The sequence below is a fragment of the Photorhabdus laumondii subsp. laumondii genome, from assembly GCF_003343245.1.
Lineage (GTDB): Bacteria > Pseudomonadota > Gammaproteobacteria > Enterobacterales > Enterobacteriaceae > Photorhabdus > Photorhabdus laumondii.
This window is the reverse complement of the sequence record NZ_CP024901.1, coordinates 5,453,962-5,476,838: the sequence shown is the minus strand read 5'-3', so window position 1 is coordinate 5,476,838 and position 22,877 is coordinate 5,453,962. Positions and strand designations below refer to the sequence as shown.

16 protein-coding genes, 3 tRNA genes and 3 rRNA genes are annotated in these 22,877 nt (G+C 44.8%); 17 read left to right on the top strand and 5 right to left on the bottom strand.

Features of this window, described 5'->3' with window-relative positions:
• Nucleotides 1–12 precede the first annotated feature (12 nt).
• Genes PluTT01m_RS24120 through PluTT01m_RS24105 form a run of 4 tightly spaced genes read left to right on the top strand, consistent with a single transcriptional unit; the run spans nt 13 to nt 2,226 of the window.
• Nucleotides 13–552, top strand: a complete 540-nt coding sequence (locus tag PluTT01m_RS24120; RefSeq protein WP_041380425.1) for a topoisomerase DNA-binding C4 zinc finger domain-containing protein — start codon at nt 13–15, stop codon at nt 550–552.
• 13 nt (nt 553–565) lie between these two features.
• Nucleotides 566–1,135, top strand: coding sequence for an L-threonylcarbamoyladenylate synthase type 1 TsaC (tsaC, locus tag PluTT01m_RS24115; protein ID WP_011148762.1), 570 nt, complete (start codon nt 566–568; stop codon nt 1,133–1,135).
• 12 nt (nt 1,136–1,147) lie between these two features.
• Entirely contained in the window at nt 1,148–1,966 is an 819-nt protein-coding gene (aroE, locus tag PluTT01m_RS24110) for a shikimate dehydrogenase (protein ID WP_011148761.1), read from the top strand.
• On the top strand, nt 1,963–2,226 hold the full coding sequence (locus PluTT01m_RS24105; RefSeq protein ID WP_011148760.1) for a DUF1488 family protein: 264 nt from the start codon (nt 1,963–1,965) through the stop codon (nt 2,224–2,226). The genes aroE and PluTT01m_RS24105 overlap by 4 nt, the downstream gene beginning before the upstream one ends.
• Here PluTT01m_RS24105 and PluTT01m_RS24100 read toward each other — a convergent pair.
• Nucleotides 2,202–2,747, bottom strand: a complete 546-nt coding sequence (locus PluTT01m_RS24100) for a gamma carbonic anhydrase family protein (protein ID WP_011148759.1) — start codon at nt 2,745–2,747, stop codon at nt 2,202–2,204. The genes PluTT01m_RS24105 and PluTT01m_RS24100 overlap by 25 nt on opposite strands.
• 479 nt (nt 2,748–3,226) lie before the next feature.
• Between PluTT01m_RS24100 and PluTT01m_RS24095 the strand changes: the two genes are divergently transcribed.
• The 6 genes from PluTT01m_RS24095 to PluTT01m_RS24070 all read left to right on the top strand — a co-directional run bounded on the left by PluTT01m_RS24095 (nt 3,227) and on the right by PluTT01m_RS24070 (nt 8,648).
• Nucleotides 3,227–4,771, top strand: a 16S ribosomal RNA gene (locus tag PluTT01m_RS24095).
• A gap of 82 nt (nt 4,772–4,853) precedes the next feature.
• A tRNA-Glu gene (locus PluTT01m_RS24090) sits at nt 4,854–4,929 on the top strand.
• Nucleotides 4,930–5,116: 187 nt separating this feature from the next.
• Nucleotides 5,117–8,025 (top strand): 23S ribosomal RNA (locus PluTT01m_RS24085).
• A 143-nt stretch (nt 8,026–8,168) separates the two neighbouring features.
• Nucleotides 8,169–8,284: ribosomal RNA gene (gene rrf, locus PluTT01m_RS24080) — 5S ribosomal RNA — on the top strand.
• Together the 16S, 23S and 5S rRNA genes with 3 tRNA genes alongside form the textbook arrangement of a ribosomal RNA operon.
• Nucleotides 8,285–8,486: 202 nt before the next feature.
• A tRNA-Asp gene (locus PluTT01m_RS24075) sits at nt 8,487–8,563 on the top strand.
• Between the two features lie 9 nt (nt 8,564–8,572).
• Nucleotides 8,573–8,648 (top strand) — tRNA-Trp (locus tag PluTT01m_RS24070).
• Between the two features lie 686 nt (nt 8,649–9,334).
• Here PluTT01m_RS24070 and hdfR read toward each other — a convergent pair.
• Nucleotides 9,335–10,171: an HTH-type transcriptional regulator HdfR gene (gene hdfR, locus PluTT01m_RS24065; protein WP_011148758.1), complete on the bottom strand. Its 837-nt coding sequence runs from the start codon at nt 10,169–10,171 to the stop codon at nt 9,335–9,337.
• A gap of 125 nt (nt 10,172–10,296) precedes the next feature.
• Here hdfR and PluTT01m_RS24060 point away from each other — a divergent pair, with 125 nt between their 5' ends.
• Nucleotides 10,297–10,635 carry a MaoP family protein gene (locus PluTT01m_RS24060; protein WP_011148757.1) on the top strand — a complete coding sequence of 113 codons (339 nt, stop codon included), beginning with the start codon at nt 10,297–10,299 and terminating at the stop codon, nt 10,633–10,635.
• A gap of 46 nt (nt 10,636–10,681) precedes the next feature.
• Here PluTT01m_RS24060 and PluTT01m_RS24055 read toward each other — a convergent pair whose 3' ends face one another.
• Nucleotides 10,682–12,205 carry a YifB family Mg chelatase-like AAA ATPase gene (locus tag PluTT01m_RS24055; protein WP_011148756.1) on the bottom strand — a complete coding sequence of 508 codons (1,524 nt, stop codon included), beginning with the start codon at nt 12,203–12,205 and terminating at the stop codon, nt 10,682–10,684.
• A gap of 785 nt (nt 12,206–12,990) precedes the next feature.
• Between PluTT01m_RS24055 and ilvL the strand changes: the two genes are divergently transcribed.
• The 6 genes from ilvL (at nt 12,991) to ilvA (ending at nt 19,685) form a co-directional block, all read left to right on the top strand.
• Nucleotides 12,991–13,089 (top strand): ilv operon leader peptide, encoded by a 99-nt coding sequence (gene ilvL / locus PluTT01m_RS24050; RefSeq protein WP_109792007.1) that lies wholly within the window; start codon nt 12,991–12,993, stop codon nt 13,087–13,089.
• 138 nt (nt 13,090–13,227) lie between these two features.
• A complete protein-coding gene (gene ilvG, locus PluTT01m_RS24045; protein WP_011148755.1) occupies nt 13,228–14,874 on the top strand; it encodes an acetolactate synthase 2 catalytic subunit in 1,647 nt (548 codons plus the stop codon).
• The gene (gene ilvM / locus PluTT01m_RS24040; protein WP_011148754.1) at nt 14,871–15,128 is read left to right on the top strand and encodes an acetolactate synthase 2 small subunit; all 258 of its coding nucleotides are present in this window, start codon (nt 14,871–14,873) and stop codon (nt 15,126–15,128) included. The genes ilvG and ilvM overlap by 4 nt, the downstream gene beginning before the upstream one ends.
• A gap of 23 nt (nt 15,129–15,151) precedes the next feature.
• Nucleotides 15,152–16,078, top strand: coding sequence for a branched-chain amino acid transaminase (locus PluTT01m_RS24035; RefSeq protein WP_011148753.1), 927 nt, complete (start codon nt 15,152–15,154; stop codon nt 16,076–16,078).
• 192 nt (nt 16,079–16,270) lie between these two features.
• On the top strand, nt 16,271–18,121 hold the full coding sequence (gene ilvD, locus PluTT01m_RS24030) for a dihydroxy-acid dehydratase (RefSeq protein ID WP_011148752.1): 1,851 nt from the start codon (nt 16,271–16,273) through the stop codon (nt 18,119–18,121).
• A 4-nt stretch (nt 18,122–18,125) separates the two neighbouring features.
• The gene (gene ilvA, locus PluTT01m_RS24025) at nt 18,126–19,685 is read left to right on the top strand and encodes a threonine ammonia-lyase, biosynthetic (RefSeq protein ID WP_011148751.1); all 1,560 of its coding nucleotides are present in this window, start codon (nt 18,126–18,128) and stop codon (nt 19,683–19,685) included.
• A gap of 179 nt (nt 19,686–19,864) precedes the next feature.
• On the opposite strand, the gene PluTT01m_RS24020 is transcribed toward ilvA, so the two are convergent.
• Both PluTT01m_RS24020 and emrA read right to left on the bottom strand, forming a co-directional pair.
• Complete coding sequence (locus tag PluTT01m_RS24020; protein WP_011148750.1) at nt 19,865–21,382, bottom strand: DHA2 family efflux MFS transporter permease subunit; 1,518 nt, start codon at nt 21,380–21,382, stop codon at nt 19,865–19,867.
• 7 nt (nt 21,383–21,389) lie between these two features.
• The gene (gene emrA, locus PluTT01m_RS24015) at nt 21,390–22,562 is read right to left on the bottom strand and encodes a multidrug efflux MFS transporter periplasmic adaptor subunit EmrA (RefSeq protein WP_011148749.1); all 1,173 of its coding nucleotides are present in this window, start codon (nt 22,560–22,562) and stop codon (nt 21,390–21,392) included.
• Between the last annotated feature and the right edge of the window lie 315 nt (nt 22,563–22,877).

The following is a 22,877-nucleotide window of genomic DNA, read 5'->3' as shown; positions in this document are numbered from 1 at the left end:
AGTGAAAATAGTATGGCAAAAATGGTTCCTTTCTCCACCAATGAAACTGAATATTGCCCTGAATGTGGTTCTGCGTTGGTTATGCGTAATGGTATCCATGGCCCATTTCTTGGATGTTCTGGTTATCCATCATGTCAATATATTCGTCCATTAAAAGGGCAACGTGATGGGCATGTGGTAAAAGAACTTGAAGGGCAGCTATGTCCCGCGTGTGGAGTCAATTTGATTTTGTGCCAAGGACGTTATGGCATGTTCATTGGCTGTAGTCGTTATCCTGAATGCGAACATACAGAACTAATTGATAAACCGGATGAGACGTTAATAGCCTGTCCGCAATGTAAACAAGGACAACTACTCCAAAGGAAATCACGTTTCGGAAAAATTTTCCATGCGTGTAACCGTTACCCTAATTGCCAGTTTGTATTAAATAATAAGCCAATTGCGGGTAAATGTGAGTTTTGTTCTTATTCGTTGCTAGTGGAAAAACGTACATCACAAGGTGTAAAGTTATTTTGTGCTAGTAAGTTGTGTGGAAAACGGCAAATAAATTAAGCAGAGTAATAAAATGAGCAATGAAGCATCACCTGCATTTGAGAGTGTATTAACAGCATTAAAAGCAGAAAAAGTGATTGCCTATCCGACTGAAGCTGTTTTTGGACTTGGATGTGATCCTGATAGTGAAAAAGCAGTAAATGAACTGCTTATATTAAAGAAACGTCCTTGGCAGAAAGGGTTGATTCTTATCGCAGATAATTATGAACAATTACAACCGTATCTTGATGATAAACTTCTAACAGAAGAACAAAAAAAAGCTATGTTTGCTTGTTGGCCAGGGCCTGTAACCTGGGTGATTCCTGCCAAATTTAGTGCACCTAAGTGGTTGACAGGGCAATTCGCTACCTTGGCTGTCAGAGTTAGTGATCATCCTTTGGTGAAACAGTTATGTACTTTTTATGGGAAACCGTTGGTGTCGACCAGTGCAAATTTGAATGGCCTTGAACCATGCAGAACAGCAGAAGAAGTTAGACAACAGTTTGGAGATAAGCTTCCTATATTAAACGGAGATGTTGGAGGTCGGAAAAACCCTTCAGAAATTCGGGATGCTTTAACTGGTGAGCTTTATCGTCAAGGGTAAGGGGAGATAAATATGGATCAATTTGCTGTCTTTGGTAATCCTGTTGCGCATAGTAAATCTCCGCGTATCCATCAGTTATTTGCTAGACAGACAGGTATTGAGCATCGTTATGGGAAAATTCTGGTGCCGATAAGTAAATTTCAAGAGGCATTGGATACATTTCTTAAACAGGGAGGTATAGGAGTCAATATTACTGTGCCATTTAAAGAGCAGGCATTTATTCGAGCAAATGAGTTGACTGAACGGGCAAGACTCAGCGGTGCAGTTAATACTTTGAAATTACTTAATAATAATCAATTGCTTGGTGATAACACGGATGGTATAGGGTTATTAACAGACTTGATGCGACTTGAGTTTATTACTCAAGGGCAGCATATTTTAATCATTGGAGCTGGTGGAGCTGCCAGAGGTGTTTTATTTCCATTATTAGAATTTGGTTGTAAAATTACAATTACAAACCGCACGTTTAGTCGCGCTATACAGGTTGCTAATAATTTTTCGGCAATAGGCAGTATTCGGCCTGCTGAGATGAAAGTACTTAATAGTCCTGAGTTTGATCTCATTATCAATGCGACTGCATCTGGTATTAATGGTGAGATTCCTACTATATCTCCATTCATATTTAATGAGAATTGTGTCTGTTATGATATGTTTTACCAGGCTAATTTGACGCCCTTTATTTCCTTTGCTAGGAAGCATGGTGTTTCTCGTTATGCGGATGGGCTGGGGATGTTAGTGGGGCAAGCTGCTCATTCATTTAAATTATGGCATGGTGTATTGCCTGAAATTTCACCTGTGTTACTAACATTGGAACAGGAGTTACGTTCGTGAATCAATCTATCCAATTTCCTGATAGAGAAGAGTGGAGCGAGCAAGAGCAGATAGTCATTTTTCCCGCACTGGTAAATGGATTATTGGTTCAATGTGTTATAAGTGCCAAGGAGCTTTTATACCGTTATGGGGCGGAAGATCATCATCCACTAAGTCTTTTTCGACAAAATCGTTGGGATATAGAAGAAGAATTCGAATTAGTAATTAATAACGAGGATGATGATCATTTGGGACGTTACATATTACCTTCCTGCAAATAGTTATTTTTCAAGCTAACGTAATGGCTTGCCGAATAACATAGCCCTTTTAATTCTTCAGGTTTTAGTTTTCTGGCCTGGCGGGCAGGACTACCAATATAAAGGTACCCACTTTCTAATATCTTACCTGGGGCTACTAGGCTGCCTGCACCAATAATAACGTTATCTTCAATCACTGAACCATCAAGTAGGATGGAGCCCATACCGATAAGTACTTGATTACCGATAGTGCAGCCATGAAGTATAACTTTATGCCCAATAGTGACATCATCCCCCACAATCAAGGGAAAACCATCAGGATTGTCTGTTGTTTTGTGTGTCACATGTAATATAGAGCCATCTTGAATGTTAGTACGTGCACCAATAGATACATAATTAACGTCCCCACGGATGACAACTAAAGGCCATATACTGACATCATCAGCAAGTCTAACATCACCAATGATTACACTAGATGAATCTAGCATAACGTTCTGACCAACTTTGGGCTGAATATCAAGGTAACTGCGTAACGTTTCGGACATGTATACCTCTGATGAAAAAATGGATATTTACTTTAAATAAGATTTTAGTGAGGAAAATACCAGTATGCAATGAAAGAAACTTGTTGAACAGGGCTATTGTGGTTGAAATTTCACCCAAAAAGAACAAGAATTCGCCTGTTGGTGGTAAATGTGAAAAAAAGTATTGTATAAAAATCTGAGCTCCCTATAATGCGCCACCACTGACCGACACAACGCTGATAAACATTGTGAGGTCGGGCAGAGAAAGCGATAATCAGTGCTTGACTCTGCGGGCGAACAGCGTAGTATACGCAGCCCGGCTGAACGAGAATGTTATTTTTTATGTCAGCCTGCTCTTTAACAATTAATCAGACAATCTGTGTGGGCACTCACAAGACCGTATCACAAAAAAATACGTTTTAAAGTCTTGAAGAGTGAACAACAGTTAATTCATTACGAAATAATTAGTCAGGAATTCTTTGAGCATCAAACTTTGATTTAAATTGAAGAGTTTGATCATGGCTCAGATTGAACGCTGGCGGCAGGCCTAACACATGCAAGTCGAGCGGTAACAGGAAAGTGCCTGCACTTTTGCTGACGAGCGGCGGACGGGTGAGTAATGTCTGGGGATCTGCCCGAGGGCGGGGGATAACCACTGGAAACGGTGGCTAATACCGCATAATGTCGCGAGACCAAAGTGGGGGACCTGAAAGGGCCTCACGCCGTCGGATGAACCCAGATGGGATTAGCTGGTAGGTAGGGTAATGGCCTACCTAGGCGACGATCTCTAGCTGGTCTGAGAGGATGACCAGCCACACTGGGACTGAGACACGGCCCAGACTCCTACGGGAGGCAGCAGTGGGGAATATTGCACAATGGGCGCAAGCCTGATGCAGCCATGCCGCGTGTATGAAGAAGGCCTTCGGGTTGTAAAGTACTTTCAGCGGGGAGGAAGGGTTTAGCCTGAAGAGGGCTGGACTTTGACGTTACCCGCAGAAGAAGCACCGGCTAACTCCGTGCCAGCAGCCGCGGTAATACGGAGGGTGCAAGCGTTAATCGGAATGACTGGGCGTAAAGCGCACGCAGGCGGTCAATTAAGTTAGATGTGAAATCCCCGGGCTCAACCTGGGAATGGCATCTAAGACTGGTTGACTGGAGTCTCGTAGAGGGGGGTAGAATTCCATGTGTAGCGGTGAAATGCGTAGAGATGTGGAGGAATACCGGTGGCGAAGGCGGCCCCCTGGACGAAGACTGACGCTCAGGTGCGAAAGCGTGGGGAGCAAACAGGATTAGATACCCTGGTAGTCCACGCTGTAAACGATGTCGATTTGGAGGTTGCGGTCTTGAACGGTGGCTTCCGAAGCTAACGCGTTAAATCGACCGCCTGGGGAGTACGGCCGCAAGGTTAAAACTCAAATGAATTGACGGGGGCCCGCACAAGCGGTGGAGCATGTGGTTTAATTCGATGCAACGCGAAGAACCTTACCTACTCTTGACATCCTCAGAATTTGCTGGAGACAGCGAAGTGCCTTAGGGAACTGAGAGACAGGTGCTGCATGGCTGTCGTCAGCTCGTGTTGTGAAATGTTGGGTTAAGTCCCGCAACGAGCGCAACCCTTATCCTTTGTTGCCAGCACGTGAAGGTGGGAACTCAAAGGAGACTGCCGGTGATAAACCGGAGGAAGGTGGGGATGACGTCAAGTCATCATGGCCCTTACGAGTAGGGCTACACACGTGCTACAATGGCGGATACAAAGTGAAGCGACCTCGCGAGAGCAAGCGGAACACACAAAGTCTGTCGTAGTCCGGATTGGAGTCTGCAACTCGACTCCATGAAGTCGGAATCGCTAGTAATCGTAGATCAGCATGCTACGGTGAATACGTTCCCGGGCCTTGTACACACCGCCCGTCACACCATGGGAGTGGGTTGCAAAAGAAGTCGGTAGCTTAACCGAAAGGGGGGCGCTGACCACTTTGTGGCTCATGACTGGGGTGAAGTCGTAACAAGGTAACCGTAGGGGAACCTGCGGTTGGATCACCTCCTTACCTGAGAGAGGTTGAGTGCAGTGCTCACACAGATTGTCTGATGAAAATAGAGTGCAAATGAGTCTGCGAAGCTGACCAGCGGGTCCCCTTCGTCTAGAGGCCTAGGACACCGCCCTTTCACGGCGGTAACAGGGGTTCGAATCCCCTAGGGGACGCCATATTGCGGGATGACGGGTGAAAGGCGTTGTCAGGTTATCTTTAAGCGGATTTAGGTGAATCTGTTTAGCGATAGATGCTCTTTAACAATCTGGAACAAGCTGAAAAATTGAAATACTCAATAATATCGCCGAGGTATTGTTGAGGTGTCTCTCAAGCTGAACAGTCCGAGACAGTTTCGGGTTGTGAGGTTAAGCGACTAAGCGTACACGGTGGATGCCTAGGCAGTCAGAGGCGATGAAGGACGTGCTAATCTGCGAAAAGCGTCGGTGAGCTGATATGAAGCGACAGAGCCGGCGATGTCCGAATGGGGAAACCCAGTGCAATGCGTTGCACTATCATTAACTGAATTCATAGGTTAATGAGGCGAACCGGGGGAACTGAAACATCTCAGTACCCCGAGGAAAAGAAATCAACCGAGATTCCCCCAGTAGCGGCGAGCGAACGGGGAGGAGCCCAGAACCTGCATCAGCGATAGCATCAGAGGAACGGTCTGGAAAGGCCGGCGAGAGAGGGTGACAGCCCCGTACTCGAAGATGGTATGGCTGTGAGTTCGATGAGTAAGGCGGGACACGAGAAATCCTGTCTGAAGGTGGGGGGACCATCCTCCAAGGCTAAATACTCCTGACTGACCGATAGTGAACCAGTACCGTGAGGGAAAGGCGAAAAGAACCCCGGCGAGGGGAGTGAAAGAGAACCTGAAACCGTGTACGTACAAGCAGTGGGAGCCGTGATTAATCAGGGTGACTGCGTACCTTTTGTATAATGGGTCAGCGACTTATATTCTGTAGCAAGGTTAACCGGATAGGGGAGCCGCAGGGAAACCGAGTCTTAACTGGGCGAAAGAGTTGCAGGGTATAGACCCGAAACCCGGTGAGCTAGCCATGGGCAGGTTGAAGGTTGGGTAACACTAACTGGAGGACCGAACCGACTAATGTTGAAAAATTAGCGGATGACCTGTGGCTGGGGGTGAAAGGCCAATCAAACCGGGAGATAGCTGGTTCTCCCCGAAAGCTATTTAGGTAGCGCCTCGTGAATTCATCTTCGGGGGTAGAGCACTGTTTCGGCTAGGGGGCCATCCCGGCTTACCAACCCGATGCAAACTGCGAATACCGAAGAATGGTATCACGGGAGACACACGGCGGGTGCTAACGTCCGTCGTGAAGAGGGAAACAACCCAGACCGCCAGCTAAGGTCCCGAAGTCATGGTTAAGTGGGAAACGATGTGGGAAGGCCCAGACAGCCAGGATGTTGGCTTAGAAGCAGCCATCATTGAAAGAAAGCGTAATAGCTCACTGGTCGAGTCGGCCTGCGCGGAAGATGTAACGGGGCTAAACCATGCACCGAAGCTGCGGCAGTGACACGCAAGTGTTATTGGGTAGGGGAGCGTTCTGTAAGCCGGAGAAGGTGGAGCTGTGAGGCCTGCTGGAGGTATCAGAAGTGCGAATGCTGACATAAGTAACGATAAAGCGGGTGAAAAACCCGCTCGCCGGAAGACCAAGGGTTCCTGTCCAACGTTAATCGGGGCAGGGTGAGTCGACCCCTAAGGTGAGGCCGAGAGGCGTAGCTGATGGGAAACAGGTTAATATTCCTGTACTGAATGTGACTGCGAAGGGGGGACGGAGAAGGCTAGGCCATCCGGGCGACGGTTGTCCCGGTTTAAGCGTGTAGGTGGGAGGAGCAGGTAAATCCGCTCTTCTGTGAACACTGAGGCGTGATGACGAGCCGTTACGGCGGTGAAGTGGTTGATGCCCGGCTTCCAGGAAAAGCCTCTAAGCCTCAGGTCATATTGAATCGTACCCCAAACCGACACAGGTGGTCAGGTAGAGAATACTCAGGCGCTTGAGAGAACTCGGGTGAAGGAACTAGGCAAAATGGTGCCGTAACTTCGGGAGAAGGCACGCTGGCGGTAGGTGAAGGGGTTTGCCTCCGGAGCTGAAGCCAGTCGCAGAGACCAGCTGGCTGCAACTGTTTATTAAAAACACAGCACTGTGCAAACACGTAAGTGGACGTATACGGTGTGACGCCTGCCCGGTGCTGGAAGGTTAATTGATGGGGTTAGCCGCAAGGCGAGGCTCTTGACAGAAGCCCCAGTAAACGGCGGCCGTAACTATAACGGTCCTAAGGTAGCGAAATTCCTTGTCGGGTAAGTTCCGACCTGCACGAATGGCGTAATGATGGCCAGGCTGTCTCCACCCGAGACTCAGTGAAATTGAACTCGCTGTGAAGATGCAGTGTCCCCGCGGCAAGACGGAAAGACCCCGTGAACCTTTACTATAGCTTGACACTGAACATGGAGCCTTGATGTGTAGGATAGGTGGGAGGCTGAGAAGTGCGGACGCCAGTCTGCATGGAGCCATCCTTGAAATACCACCCTTGAATGTTCGATGTTCTCACCTGGGCCCGTAAACCGGGCCGGGGACAGTGTCTGGCGGGTAGTTTGACTGGGGCGGTCTCCTCCCAAAGGGTAACGGAGGAGCACGAAGGTTGGCTAATCACGGTCGGACATCGTGAGGTTAGTGCAAAGGCATAAGCCAGCTTAACTGCGAGAGTGACGGTTCGAGCAGGTACGAAAGTAGGTCTTAGTGATCCGGTGGTTCTGAATGGAAGGGCCATCGCTCAACGGATAAAAGGTACTCCGGGGATAACAGGCTGATACCGCCCAAGAGTTCATATCGACGGCGGTGTTTGGCACCTCGATGTCGGCTCATCACATCCTGGGGCTGAAGTAGGTCCCAAGGGTATGGCTGTTCGCCATTTAAAGTGGTACGCGAGCTGGGTTTAGAACGTCGTGAGACAGTTCGGTCCCTATCTGCCGTGGGCGCAGGAAGATTGAAAGGGGCTGCTCCTAGTACGAGAGGACCGGAGTGGACGCACCGCTGGTGTACGGGTTGTCATGCCAATGGCATAGCCCGGTAGCTAAGTGCGGGAGAGATAACCGCTGAAAGCATCTAAGCGGGAAACTTGCCTTGAGATGAGTCTTCCCCTGACTGAGGTCACGGAAGGAACGTTTAAGACGAAGACGTGGATAGGCTGGGTGTGTAAGTGCAGCGATGCATTGAGCTGACCAGTACTAATGAACCGAGAGGCTTAACCTTACAACACCGAAGGTGTTTTGGTGTTCAGAGGGCAGCCGGCAGAAGCCGGTTGACAGCAGAGAGATGACTTTTCAGCTTGTTCAGAGATTGATTCGGGTGGTTGTGGCAGAAGAGCGACAACGGCCGGAAGAAAACCGAATATGCCTGGCGGCGATAGCGCGGTGGTCCCACCTGACCCCATGCCGAACTCAGCAGTGAAACGCCGTAGCGCCGATGGTAGTGTGGGGTCTCCCCATGTGAGAGTAGGACACTGCCAGGCTTTAATTTTGTGTTGTATGGCGATAGAAAAGCAATACAACACCCCAGTGGTAGCGAGTAGGACAACTCCGTCGGGAACGGATTTGAACGTCGCGAGGGGCGGCGGCCCGAAGAGCAAACGGCAGGAAAGCCGTTTGTAAGCTGCCAAGCTTGATATTTAAGTTTTATGTCGTAACAGCGATATAAATCAAAGAGAATTCGGTGGTGCGGTAGTTCAGTTGGTTAGAATACCGGCCTGTCACGCCGGGGGTCGCGGGTTCGAGCCCCGTCCGCACCGCCACCTTAATTTAGGGGCGTAGTTCAATTGGTAGAGCACCGGTCTCCAAAACCGGGTGTTGGGAGTTCGAGTCTCTCCGCCCCTGCCAGTTATAAGCTAAGTGGCAACTAAGGTAGTTTATAGTATTGGTGATCCATATATGCTACTTGGATTAGATTATTGATAAGGCGCTGGCTTTTTGGTCAGCGCCTTTTTCTTAATGGAACTTTGTAAGAAAAACGGATTTGCCGTTACATTAAAAATCCCCTTATGCGAGCCTTTTCTCCAGAAATGATCTCACTTGGAAAATTTGTTCGCAAATATTGTCTGGTTCGTAAAGCTAATGTTGCCATTGATTTGAATTCATCATTTCATTGATGTTGTTACACATTTTTCAGTTCTCAATGTTATTCGATCTTATAGCAATAAAACCTTTCTTTCTAATTATCTATTGTCAAAGTGAATTCTTATAGATAACTTTTTAGACTTTTTGGCAATTTTCATACTAGTTAAAGTCCTTCTGAACTAAGTGTCTAGAGGATATGTATGAATGGATCTTAACTAATATTTTGATTGTGAAAGTTTTTTTCTTAAGAAAAGCTCGGTTTGAAGGAAAGGATACCTAAAACGATAAGGTGGAAACACTACGTCTGATTCAGCTTATACTATACGTAGGGATTACTTGGTAAATAGGGAGCTATATGTGGGAAGATAGCAAAAGTAATCCCACCGTATGCTCTATTTGAAATTTCTTTCTCCCTTACTATTTTCTTAAATGATTTACATGGATGCTTCTTAACCTCTTGTAGAAGTATGTATGATAGGTATTTTTAATAGCTGTTGAATGAATGCTTGCTGATCATTTTTTTGTAGCCATATGGCATATAATGGGCGTTCAATTAGTTCAGTATTTGGATAAGAGACCAGCTCTGGATATTCATTTTGCCAGTGTATTGGTAAGAAGGCGGCTCCTCTTACGCTATTGAGCAGTTGGCGGGCTATATGTGCTGAAGTGGTTGTGATGGTGGGTAACTGATCACTTTTTAAAATCCGTTGTTCCTGATGATGGAAATCAGCTCCCCATTCTAGTTTGATGTAATTTTTAATTTGGTATTTCAGATTTTCTTCTGTTGTTAATAACTTCAAGCGAATATTTCCTAATAATAGGCTTTGGAACTCATCCATTTTGGGCGGTTCGGTAGTAATCAACAGATCTAACTCACGTGAATGAAGCTGCTTAACAAGGGATTGCCGTGTAGAAACTCGGGATTCCAATCTTAATTCCTGATGTTTTTTATAGAAGTCTTGTAACCAGGAAGTTAAATATGATTCCCATAGTGATGCAGTGGCACCAATTGTTAATTCAGTATGTTGAGAAGCATGCATTATCTCTTTTTTAGCCAATTGCCAGGTGCTCATCAGTGATTCTGCATAGGGAATAAGGCGCTCTCCCGCTGCTGTAAGACGGATGTTATTGCGATGGCGAGTGAAAAGATGAGTACCTAATTGATTTTCTAGTTGGCGTATGCGAAAGCTAACTGCTGATTGCGTCAGGTACAGTGATTCGGCTGCTCTCCCAAAGTGACGAGTTTTACTGACTTCCAAGAAGGTTTTCAGTAATTCAGTGTCCACATATATCTCCAATAATATTTATCGTTAAGATTTAAATTTTTTGTTTTACAGAACGCCAGGCCTATCTAATACTCCGCGCCATAATTAGCATGATAGTAACAGTACTAGAATTAGGAGTGTGTCAGATGGCCGAAAGCTTCATCACGACTAATCGTTTTTTTGATAACAAAAATTACCCTCGCGGGTTCTCCCGCCATGGCGATTTCACCATTAAAGAGGCGCAATTACTAGAGCGCCATGGTTATGCGTTCAATGAGTTAGATCTTGGTAAACGCGAGCCTCAAACAGAAGTAGAAGAGCTGTTTGTTGCTGTTTGCCGGGGTGAGCGGCAGCCTGTGACAATAGAAGAAAAAGTCTGGACCAAATATCTTGCAAGGATTAGGCGTCCAAAGCGTTTTCATACTCTTTCAGGCGGTAAGCCCCAGATCGATGCTTCTGATGACTATACCGACACTGATGATTAATATTATCACAAGTTATGAATATAGGGGCTTTGCCCCTTTTTCATTGCTAACCTGATTGTTTTTGTAATTGTATTAATAACCTGTCCATACTGCGATAGCTTAAGGCTTCCATGATATGTGGTTTTTCTATCTCTTTTTTTTCTTCTAAGTCGGCAAGTGTCCGGGATGTTTTCAGAATTCGGTGCCATGCTCGGATTGAAAGCCCTAGCTTTATTAGAGTTTGTTCTAGAAATACAGCGTCGTTAGGTTTGAGCTTACAAAATGCCTCTGTCTCTTTACTATTCAGATGAGCATTAATTTTTCCACAACGTTTCAGTTGTATTTCTCGCGCCGCCAGTACTCTTAATCTTACATCTTTGCTGCTTTCGCTTGGTCTAACAGAGCTACTCAATGTTCCAATGGGTAACAAGGGAACTTCAATTGAGAGATCGAAACGATCTAAGAAAGGACCAGAAAGTTTCGCTAGGTATCGAAGTATTTGCTGAGGACTACTTCGATTGTTAATGCCCTGATGATAGCCTGTAGGGCTAGGATTCATTGCTGCTATCAATTGAACTTGGGCAGGAAAACAAACTTTTGCTCTGGCTCGGGAGATAATGATTTCCCCTGATTCCAGCGGTTCTCTGAGAGCATCAAGGACTCTGCGTTCAAATTCAGGTAGTTCATCTAGAAATAGCACGCCGTTGTGAGCAAGTGAAATTTCACCAGGTTTTGGGAGCCCACCGCCGCCGACCAGAGCTGCCATTGAAGAACTGTGATGAGGCGCTCTAAATGGGCGTGTATGCCATTGTTGAGGTGAAAGGTAGGTATCCATCAGGCTATTGATGGCGGCAACCTCAAGGGCCTCTTTGTTTGTTAATGGTGGTAATAGACTACATAGCCGGCTTGCCAACATTGTTTTTCCTGTCCCTGGTGGGCCAAGTAGCAAAAGATTATGTCCGCCTGCTGCTGTGATTTCTAGGGCGCGTTTTGCTTGTTCCTGGCCAATAATATCCTGAAGATCCGGTTGTGATGGTTCTGTTAAGGATTCATGTTGGATTGGTGCTGTCAGCAGTTGTTGTTCTCCCTGAAGAAAGTGGCAGATATGTAAGAGGTGTTCTGTCATTAACGTTTCATTCTGAGATAAAATTGCCAGCTCCATTGCGTTTTCTGTTGGTAGAATAAGTTGTCTTCCTGCTTTTCCTGCGCTGAGTGCGGCTGGAATTGCGCCGTTAACTTTCCGTAAACCCCCGGATAGAGCGAGTTCACCAAGAAATTCGTAATGACTTAGTTTATTGGTAGGTATTTGTTCTGAAGCGGCTAGAATAGCGATAGCGATCGGCAAATCATAACGGCCGCCTTCTTTGGGAAGATCTGCGGGTGCAAGATTGACGGTGATTCTTTTAGGCGGATAGGTAAACCCGCTGTTGATCAATGCGCTTCTGACACGATCTCTTGCTTCTTTTACGGCTGTTTCAGGCAAACCAACTAAGGTTAATCCAGGTAAACCATTACTAATATGCGCTTCAACAGTAACAATAGGGGCATGAATACCTATAGTCGCTCTGGTATAAATAACAGCGAGGGCCATCCTATTCTCCTTAGTAAGAAAGTGTATACCCGTTATCTTTCAAGTTGCCTCTTTGTTGGCTGCACTCGCTCACCCCAGTCACATTGTTATCTATGCTCCCGGGGATTCTCTCCCTTGCCGTCGCGATCCATCTTGAAATCCATTGGGTATATATGATGGACTGAAATTAGATGATAAATAGTTTTCTATTATTTTTTTGCGAAGCGGCTCTGATAAATATTTTTCGAAGCAACTATAAAATTTTTATTTTGAAATTTAAATTAAATTATTTTTATTCTATTTTGTTGATTTTAATGGCATAATTTTTTATGCTTTAGTGATTAAATCATTGTGTCTATTATCTTTATATTCTTGTTTTGAGATGTTGTTATTATTTAGGTTGTGTTTTTAGATTGATTTTTTATTGGTTGAATTTAATTTAAATTCAAATTTATATATTTTTACAGTGGATGAATTTCGTATGTTATATCACTATGCTTTATTTTTAATGAGAAGTTTTTGTCACCTAAGTGATTAATAATAAGCTCTTTATTTTTGATTATAGTCGGATGATTTGTTTTTTATGTTATCTATTAATGTGTTGTTTTGTTTATATCTAATCAGTTAGTTTTTATCACTTAAATCGATCTATTTACTGAACAAATAATCCGTATGACAAGTATTTAATTGAAAATAAAAGGTATTTTTTTATATCGAGTAATAAAACAAAATAAATGTTGTCAAGCTATGAAGAACGTGATAACTCTTAAATATAGATTAAACAAACGAATTAAATGACCAAGATTATGAACACATTTGTCCTAGTGATTAGCCTAATTATTGTCAGCGTGGTGGTGATTATTATCCCACCGAGCGGGGCTGCACTTGGACGAAGAAAGGCTTAGAAGAACAGCCAAATCTCTCGAAGACCCCCGCACCGAAAGGCGCGGGGGTTTTTTTTCGACAAGCAAAATCCGGTAGAGACGGAAACATACAACAGAACAAAATCTTGTCTCACAGGGTAAACACAGGGGATATGAAAAATGAATGGGGCGCAGTGGGTTGTAAAGGCATTACGAACGCAGGGGATTGATAAGGTTTTTGGCTACCCTGGTGGTACGATCATGCCGGTTTATGATGCTTTGTACGATGGTGGTGTGGAGCATTTGCTTTGTCGGCATGAACAGGGGGCAGCTATGGCTGCAATCGGCTATGCGAGAGCCAGTGGTAAGCCGGGAGTTTGTATCGCTACATCGGGACCGGGAGCAACAAACTTAATCACTGGATTAGCCGATGCATTGTTAGATTCTGTTCCTATTGTTGCTATCACTGGTCAGGTTGGTTCTGAATTGATTGGAACTGATGCCTTCCAAGAAGTCGATGTTTTAGGTCTCTCCCTTGCTTGTACCAAACACAGTTTCTTAGTGGACTCACTGGAAGATTTACCTCAAATTATGGCGGAAGCCTTTTCTATTGCCACTAGTGGTCGACCTGGCCCAGTTTTGATTGATATTCCTAAAGATATTCAGTTGAAAGAGGGGAATTTTGTACCACATTTGGTACCCGTTGAACAAAAGGAGCCCTGCTCGGAAAGTGAATTAGAACAAGCCCGGAAAATGGTTGCGGCTGCGACAAAGCCAGTGTTGTATGTCGGTGGTGGAGTAGGGATGTCTCAAGCAGTTTCTGTTCTGCGAGATTTTGTTGTGGAAACAGGTATGCCGGTTGCTTCTACGTTGAAAGGCTTGGGGGCTGCCGATTCAGAACATCCATGTTATCTGGGAATGCTTGGGATGCATGGTTCGAAAGCGGCCAATCTTGCCGTTCAGTCATGTGATTTGTTGATTGCTGTAGGTGCTCGTTTTGATGATCGTGTGACTGGCAAACTTAATACTTTTGCTCCGTGTGCAAAAATCATTCATCTGGATATCGATCCGGCAGAGTTGGGTAAATTACGTCAGGCTCATGTGTCGTTGCTGGGGGATGTGAAGGTATTATTGCCCCGTTTGCAACAGCCATTGTCAATTATGCCCTGGCAACAGGAAGTTAAGTATCTGAAAGCTGAATATCCTTGGTGTTATGACCATCAGGGAGAGAGTATCTATGCGCCTTGGTTATTGAAGCAGGTTTCAGATCGTAAAACATTTAATACGGTTATTACTACCGATGTTGGACAACATCAAATGTGGACAGCTCAGCATATGACGTTTGATGGGCCTGAAAATTTCATTACATCTAGTGGATTGGGCTCGATGGGATTTGGTATCCCTGCTGCAATTGGTGCTCAGATTGCTCGACCGGAAGATATGGTGATTTGTGTCTCTGGAGATGGTTCTTTCATGATGAATGTCCAAGAACTGGGGACAATTAAACGCAAGCAATTACCCGTAAAAATTTTATTGTTGGATAACCAGCGATTGGGAATGGTGCGGCAATGGCAGGAGTTGTTTTTTGATAAGCGATATAGCGAAACGACATTAACAGATAACCCCGATTTTGTCACATTAGCGAAAGCTTTTGATATTCCGGGGCAACATATCACGGATAAATCACAGATTGATGAAGCGCTGAATGCATTATTCAGCAGTAAGGGCCCCTATTTATTACAGGTATCTATTGAGGAATTAGAGAACGTTTGGCCGTTAGTTCCTCCCGGTGCAAGCAATGAAACTATGTTGGAGAAATCATTATGATGCAGCATCAACTTGCAATCCATGCTCGTTTCCGTCCTGAAATATTAGAGCGCATCTTACGGGTAACGCGTCATCGTGGATTTCAGATCTGTTCCATGAATATGGATCAAACAATGGATGGCGATAATGTTAATATCGAATTAATTGTTGCCAGCCAAAAACCGGTTAATTTGTTGTCTTCACAACTGACTAAATTAGTGGATGTCGCTGGCGTCAAGATCCTGCAACAAAAATCACAACTCATACGTGCATAACGTAGAAATAAAGGAATGAGAGAATGACGAAGCAATCCGATTACATTTGGTTCAATGGTGAGATGGTTCCTTGGGCAGATGCTAAAGTTCACGTAATGTCCCATGCTTTACATTACGGCACATCTGTTTTTGAGGGAATTCGCTGCTATGACTCTCATAAAGGGCCAGTGGTTTTTCGCCATCGTGAGCATATGCAGCGTTTACATGACTCTGCAAAGATTTATCGTATGCCGTTGAACCAGAGTGTCGATGAATTAATGGAGGCGTGTCGGGCAACTCTTCGTAAAAATAATTTAGTCAGTGCTTATATACGTCCATTGGTCTTTATCGGTGATGTTGGCATGGGGGTTAATCCACCTGCTGGTTATAAAACTGATGTCATTATTGCCGCCTTTCCGTGGGGAGCTTATTTGGGAGAAGGCGCATTGGATCAAGGAATTGATGCGATGGTTTCTTCATGGAATCGTGCGGCACCAAACACAATGCCAACTGCGGCTAAAGCCGGTGGTAACTACCTGTCTTCGCTTTTAGTCGGTAGTGAAGCTCGTCGTCGTGGGTATCAGGAAGGTATTGCACTGGATGTTTCTGGTTATATCTCTGAGGGTGCGGGTGAAAATCTATTTGAAGTAAAAGATGGCATATTATTTACCCCACCATTTACCTCTGCTGCATTACCAGGAATTACTCGTGATGCCATTATTAAACTGGCGAAAGATTTAGGGCTGGAAGTGCGTGAGCAGGTATTGTCGCGCGAATCATTGTACCTGGCTGATGAAGTTTTTATGTCTGGCACAGCGGCTGAAATCACACCCGTTCGTAGTGTTGATGATATTCAGGTTGGTATCGGTAGATGTGGACCTATTACCAAAAAAATTCAACAAGCTTTCTTTGGCTTGTTTGATGGCACGACAGATGATAAATGGGGCTGGTTAGATCCAGTCAATCCTTAATAGAACTATACCCAATGGATTTCAAGAGGGATCGCGACGGCAAGGGAGCGAATCCCCGGGAGCATAGAGAACTATGTGACCGGGGTGAGTGAGTGCAGCCAACAAAGAGGCAACTTGAAAGATGACGGGTATATAAATAATTTAACGGGCGGTTCGTTCCCCGCCTGTTTTGATAACACGGGAGTGAAGATAATGCCTAAGTACCGTTCTGCCACTACGACTCATGGCCGCAATATGGCAGGAGCTCGCGCTTTATGGCGCGCGACAGGGATGACCGATGCAGATTTCGGTAAACCGATTATTGCAGTAGTTAACTCATTTACTCAGTTTGTTCCAGGGCATGTTCATTTGCGGGACTTAGGTAAACTGGTTGCGGAACAGATTGAAGCATCAGGCGGTGTTGCAAAAGAGTTCAATACGATAGCGGTGGATGACGGTATCGCAATGGGGCATGGTGGTATGCTCTATTCTCTGCCGTCACGTGAATTGATCGCTGATTCTGTTGAATATATGGTGAATGCACATTGTGCGGACGCTATGGTGTGTATTTCCAATTGTGACAAAATTACCCCAGGAATGCTGATGGCAGCACTACGTCTGAACATTCCGGCGATTTTTGTTTCCGGTGGCCCTATGGAGGCAGGTAAAACTAAATTGTCAGATCAGATTATTAAATTGGATCTGATCGATGCCATGATCCAAGGCGCGAACCCGAAGGTCAGTGATGAAGATAGCAATCAGATTGAGCGCTCAGCTTGCCCAACTTGTGGTTCCTGCTCAGGCATGTTTACTGCTAACTCTATGAATTGCCTTACAGAGGCACTGGGTTTGTCGCAACCGGGGAATGGCTCATTACTGGCTACTCATGCAGATCGTAAGGCGCTGTTTCTGAATGCAGGCAAGCGCATTGTTGAGTTGACTAAGCGTTATTATGAACAAAATGATGACAGTGCTCTGCCGCGTAGTATTGCAACGAAAGCCGCATTTGAAAATGCGATGATGTTGGATATTGCAATGGGGGGATCAACGAATACTGTGCTTCACTTACTGGCTGCGGCGCAGGAAGGGGAAGTTGATTTCACTATGGCGGATATTGATCGTTTGTCTCGTCAGATCCCTCATCTATGTAAAGTTGCACCAAGTACACAAAAATACCATATGGAAGATGTTCACCGTGCTGGTGGTGTGATCGGTATTTTAGGTGAGCTGGATAGAGCGGGTTTGTTGAATCGTCAGGTTAAAAATGTTTTGGGTCTGGATTTGTTACAAACGCTTAATCAATACGATGTGATGCAGACGGTAGATGAGTCAGTGAAGGAAATGTATTCGGCAGGCCCTGCGGGTATCCGTACTACTCAGGCATTTTCACAAGATTGTCGTTGGCCTTCGTTGGATACTGACCGTGTAGAAGGGTGTATTCGCGACATTGAACATGCCTATAGTCGGGATGGTGGTCTTGCTGTTCTATTTGGTAATTTGGCTATAGATGGTTGTATTGTAAAAACCGCCGGGGTTGATGAGGGCAGTCTGACGTTCCGTGGGCCAGCCAAAGTTTACGAAAGTCAGGAAGATGCGGTTGATGCGATCTTGGGTGGAAAAGTCGTTGCTGGTGATGTGGTGGTCATTCGTTATGAAGGGCCAAAAGGTGGGCCAGGCATGCAGGAAATGTTGTATCCGACGACTTATCTAAAATCTGTGGGGCTAGGCAAAAGCTGTGCATTGATTACCGATGGCCGTTTCTCTGGTGGTACCTCGGGTTTGTCGATCGGCCATGTTTCTCCCGAAGCGGCTAATGGTGGGCTAATCGGTTTGGTTCAAGATGGCGATATTATTGATATTGATATTCCACTGCGGAAAATTCGACTTGATGTAGATGAAAGGATACTTGCTACCCGTAAAGAAGTGGAATTTGCCCGCGGTGATAAATCGTGGACGCCGAAAGCCCGTGAACGTCAGGTATCGCTTGCCTTGAGAGCTTATGCTTCATTGGCGACCAGTGCGGATAAAGGTGCTGTCCGTGATAAATCTAAGTTAGGGGGATAATCGTATGGCTGCATGTCTTCCCTTAACTTCCTCACCAAATGGTGCAGAGTATTTGAAAGCAGCATTAAGCGCGCCTGTTTATGAAGTTGCTCAGGTGACTCCTTTGCAGGAAATGGAGAAAATTTCTGCCCGCTTGGGAAATACTATTTTGGTAAAGCGGGAAGATCGGCAACCTGTTCACAGTTTCAAGCTCCGTGGTGCGTATGCCATGATTGCGAGTTTGACTGAGGAACAAAAAAACCGAGGAGTGATTACCGCGTCAGCCGGTAACCATGCTCAGGGGGTTGCACTTTCTGCCAATCGTTTGGGAATTAACTCTTTGATTGTTATGCCGGTTACTACTGCGGATATTAAAGTCGATGCGGTCCGGAGTTTCGGTGGTAAGGCTCTGTTGTATGGTGCTAATTTTGATGAGGCTAAAGCTAAAGCGATAGAAATGGCACAACAGGAGGGCTATACCTTTGTTCCTCCGTTTGATCATCCTGCTGTAATCGCAGGTCAGGCAACACTGGCGATGGAACTTTTGCAACAGGATGTGCGTCTGGATCGAATCTTTGTACCTGTCGGTGGGGGGGGGTTGATTGCTGGCGTTGCTGTGTTGATTAAGCAACTGATGCCAGAAATTAAAATTATTGGGGTGGAAGCGGAAGATTCAGCTTGCCTGAAAGCAGCAATGGAGGCTGGACATCCGGTAGATTTACCACGAGTTGGTTTGTTTGCTGAAGGTGTTGCGGTTAAGCGTATCGGTGATGAAACATTTCGTTTGTGTCAGCAATATGTAGATGATGTTATCACGGTAGACAGTGATGCTATTTGTGCCGCGGTAAAAGATCTGTTTGAGGATGTGCGTGCGATTGCTGAGCCATCCGGTGCATTGGCACTTGCTGGATTGAAAAAGTATGTTCAGCAGCATCAGCTTAGAGGTGAGCGACTGGCACATATTCTTTCTGGCGCTAACGTAAGCTTCCACGGGTTACGTTATGTCTCTGAGCGTTGTGAATTGGGCGAGCAGCGGGAAGCATTGCTGGCAGTGACTATTCCTGAACAGAAAGGGAGTTTCCTGAGTTTTTGCCAGAAATTGGGCGATCGGGTGGTAACAGAGTTTAATTATCGTTATACGGATGCAGATCCTGATCAGGCTTGTCTTTTCGTTGGTGTTCGCCTGAGTCGTGGTGAGGTAGAACGACGGGAAATTATCGAGGAATTGCGTACCGCAGGATATCAGGTTGCCGATCTCTCTGATGATGAGATGGCGAAATTACATGTTCGCTATATGATCGGCGGTCGTCCATCTAAGCCATTGAAAGAGCGCTTATTTAGTTTTGAATTTCCTGAATCACCGGGGGCTTTGCTAAAGTTCCTCCAAACTTTGGGAACTCACTGGAATATTACGTTATTCCATTATCGCAATTATGGTACAGATTATGGTCGGGTGTTAGCCGCATTTGAATTGTCAGGAGCGGAAGTGCGTTTTAAGCGTCATCTTGATGCATTAGGCTATGCGTATCATGATGAGACGGATACCCCTGCGTTTAAATTCTTTTTGATGTGCCAAAACATTTAAAACAGCCGGAGATTGATCGGTAGTTTTGGTGATGAAAAAACATGTTCTATAAAACGACAAAATAGCGCCTTGATAAGGTGCTATTTTGATTAGGTTTCATTGGAAAGGGGGCTAAATGGGTTCTTTGGTTATTTATCGATAGTTTGGTTTTTAAGCTTATTTTTTTATTTATCATAGTGTTATTTCTTTTCTCCGACGGTGGGTTTTGCCAGCCAGATCAAGATCAGCAAGATCAGAAAAATAAAGCCAAATAGCCAATAAATCTCGTTAGCAGCAATAATCAATCCCTGATTAGTGATTTCACGTGCCAGAGAGTGACTGGCTTGAGCGTGTGTCATCCCTAATTGTTCCATTTTCTCATAGGCTTGTTGGGCAATAGGATTATGGGGAGTTATCGATTCAGTTAACTGGACATGATGGACAGCTTCGCGACGGGACCACATGGTCGTGGTAATGGAAGTACCCACGGATGTTGCCAGCGTGCGTAAAAAGTTAAATAAACTGCCCGCAGAAGCGATTTTAGCGGGTTCAACATCAGATAATATAATGGCTGTTAGTGGCATAATTAAACAGGCGATAGCAAAGCCCTGAATAAATTGTGGCCAGGCAGCAGTGGAAAAATCCATTGATAGCTCAAAGGTATGAGTTCTCCAAAAGAAACAGAGTGCAAAAATGATAAAGCTAAACATAACTAAATAACGCATATCAATTTTTGAACTAAAACGACCAATGAGTGGAACGAGCATTATTGGCACTATCCCTAATGGAGCCATTACCAATCCTGCCCAAGTGGCCGTATAACCAAATACCATTTGCAATAGTTGAGGCTGCAAAACCAGAGTGCCTATATGGAGTAGGAAAGCCAAACTGATACATAAAGTACCGATAGTAAAATTGCGTGATTTAAATAGTGATAAATCAATGATCGGATCATCATCGGTGAATTCCCAGATGATCAGGAAAGTTATGGCAATAACTGCGATAATGGCTAATGCAATAATTTCTGTTGAGTTGAACCAATCAAGCTCTTTTCCTCTATCAAGCAATAGCTGAAAACAACCAACACCGATGACCAATAAAATTAGTCCTACGATATCAATTGACCTCGCCGTTATTTCAGTTTCCCGATCTTTTAACAGCATCCAGGTGATAGCAATGGCGGCAAAGCCAACCGGAACGTTGATGAGAAAGATCCACCCCCAATGGTAGTTGTCGCTGATCCAACCGCCGAGTATCGGACCACAAACTGGAGCGATAACGATAGTCATTGACCACAGAGCCAATGCCATATTGCGTTTTAGCGGAGGATAGTTGTTGAGTAGCAAACTTTGAGAAAGGGGCATAATTGGCCCGGCTGAGATACCTTGCAGGACGCGGGAAATAATCAACATTTCCAAGCTATTAGCAATACCACATAACCAGGAAGTGATCACAAATAAGATCATTGAAATTAAGAAAACCCGGACTTCCCCGAACCGCTTTGCTAACCAGCCAGTTAATGGGATAGAGATCGCGTTAGCAACAGCAAATGAGGTAATAACCCAGGTTCCTTGTGATACTGATGAACCCAGATCTCCAGCAATTGTTGATATTGCAACGTTAGCAATGGTCAGGTCCAATATTTGTAAAAAAGCGGCTAATGCTAAAGCCAGGGTTAGCCAGCCAAGTTTGGCTCCTGATAATGGCTCTTTTAGCATGTTAACCTCACTTATTTTGACTGGTATTAACTTGAATGATTTCGTTAATTAGCCGATCAATTTCTACGGTGTTGTAAGTTAAAACGTTGGTTTCATAAACAATGCCATTACGAGGCGTGTCAGCAAGCACCAGACCACCCTGATTTCGGGTATCAACCGCGGCGTGCATGGATAAACCGATGCGTAAAGGATGAGCAATAAGTTGTTGTGCTTCTAGTTCAACACGAACGGGTAAACGTTGAACTACTTTGATCCAGTTACCGGTGGCGTTTTGTGCCGGCAATAAAGAAAATGCACTGCCAGTTCCCATATCAAGACCAACGATCCGGCCCTTATAAGTGACATCACTACCATAGAAATCGCTAATCAGGGTTACGGGTTGACCAATACGCACATTGGCAAGTTGAACTTCTTTGAAGTTAGCTTCGACCCAAAGTTGGTCAGCGGGTACGATAACCATCAGTGGAGCACCACTTTTTATTTGTGAGCCTACTTGAACACTGCGGCGTGAAACGTAGCCTGTTACCGGCGCGACAATCTGGGTGCGCTGTAAGGTTAACCATGCATCGCGGAGCTGGGAAGCGGCCAGTTTAATCGCAGGTTGTTGATCTAATGGGGTGTCTATAACTAGTGCTTTATTGGCATAATATTGTTGTCGGGCAACATTCAGCTCAGATTTTGCCATTTGTACGCTATTGCGGGAATGAATCAGATTTTCTTTGGCGATAGCACCTGTGAGTCCCAAATGTTCACGTCGTTTTAAATCGTCTTGAGCCTGTTGTAATGCCGTTTGTTTGAGATCAATGTTAGCCAATAGTTTTTCATTATCAATAATGGTTTGGTGAGTTTGCCTGACATTATTAGCCAAGGTATTTTTCGCTCGCTCAAAAGCATGTTCCGCATCAATAGAGTCTAAACGTAGCAAAATATCGCCTTGTTGAACGAAGTCGGTATTATCGGCATAAATGGCGGTTACGCTACCGGTGATCTGGGCCATCACTTGTACCTGATTACCCACAACGTAAGCATCATCAGTCGCTTGATAATGACGTAATGAAATAAGCCAATAGGTGAAGTAACCCAACCCGACAAAAGCAAATAAGAGAGTTGCGAGGATCAGTGCTAACTTACGTTTTGACTTTTTCTCATTAAGCGGAGGTGATTGTATTTCTCCGGTCATGTGTTCTCTCCTATCACAGTGATTAAAAGTAAATTCGTCTTAATTAATGTGCCTATATTTGATTAAACACCTTGGAGTCGACTACAAGGTCAAGCCCTTCTCATCTGATAAAATGAAAATTGCTAATATTTAGCACTTAACGCCAAGAGCATGATTTAATATTAAAATTGTTTATTATCGTTATTAACATTTACCAGATAGGCTGGATTGTTTATCTGGCAATGATTAACGGTATTTTGTGTCAGTACCCAGAATATTTATCTGGGTACAAATGACCACAGGATAGGGCTACGAATCCATTGATGTTAATTGTTT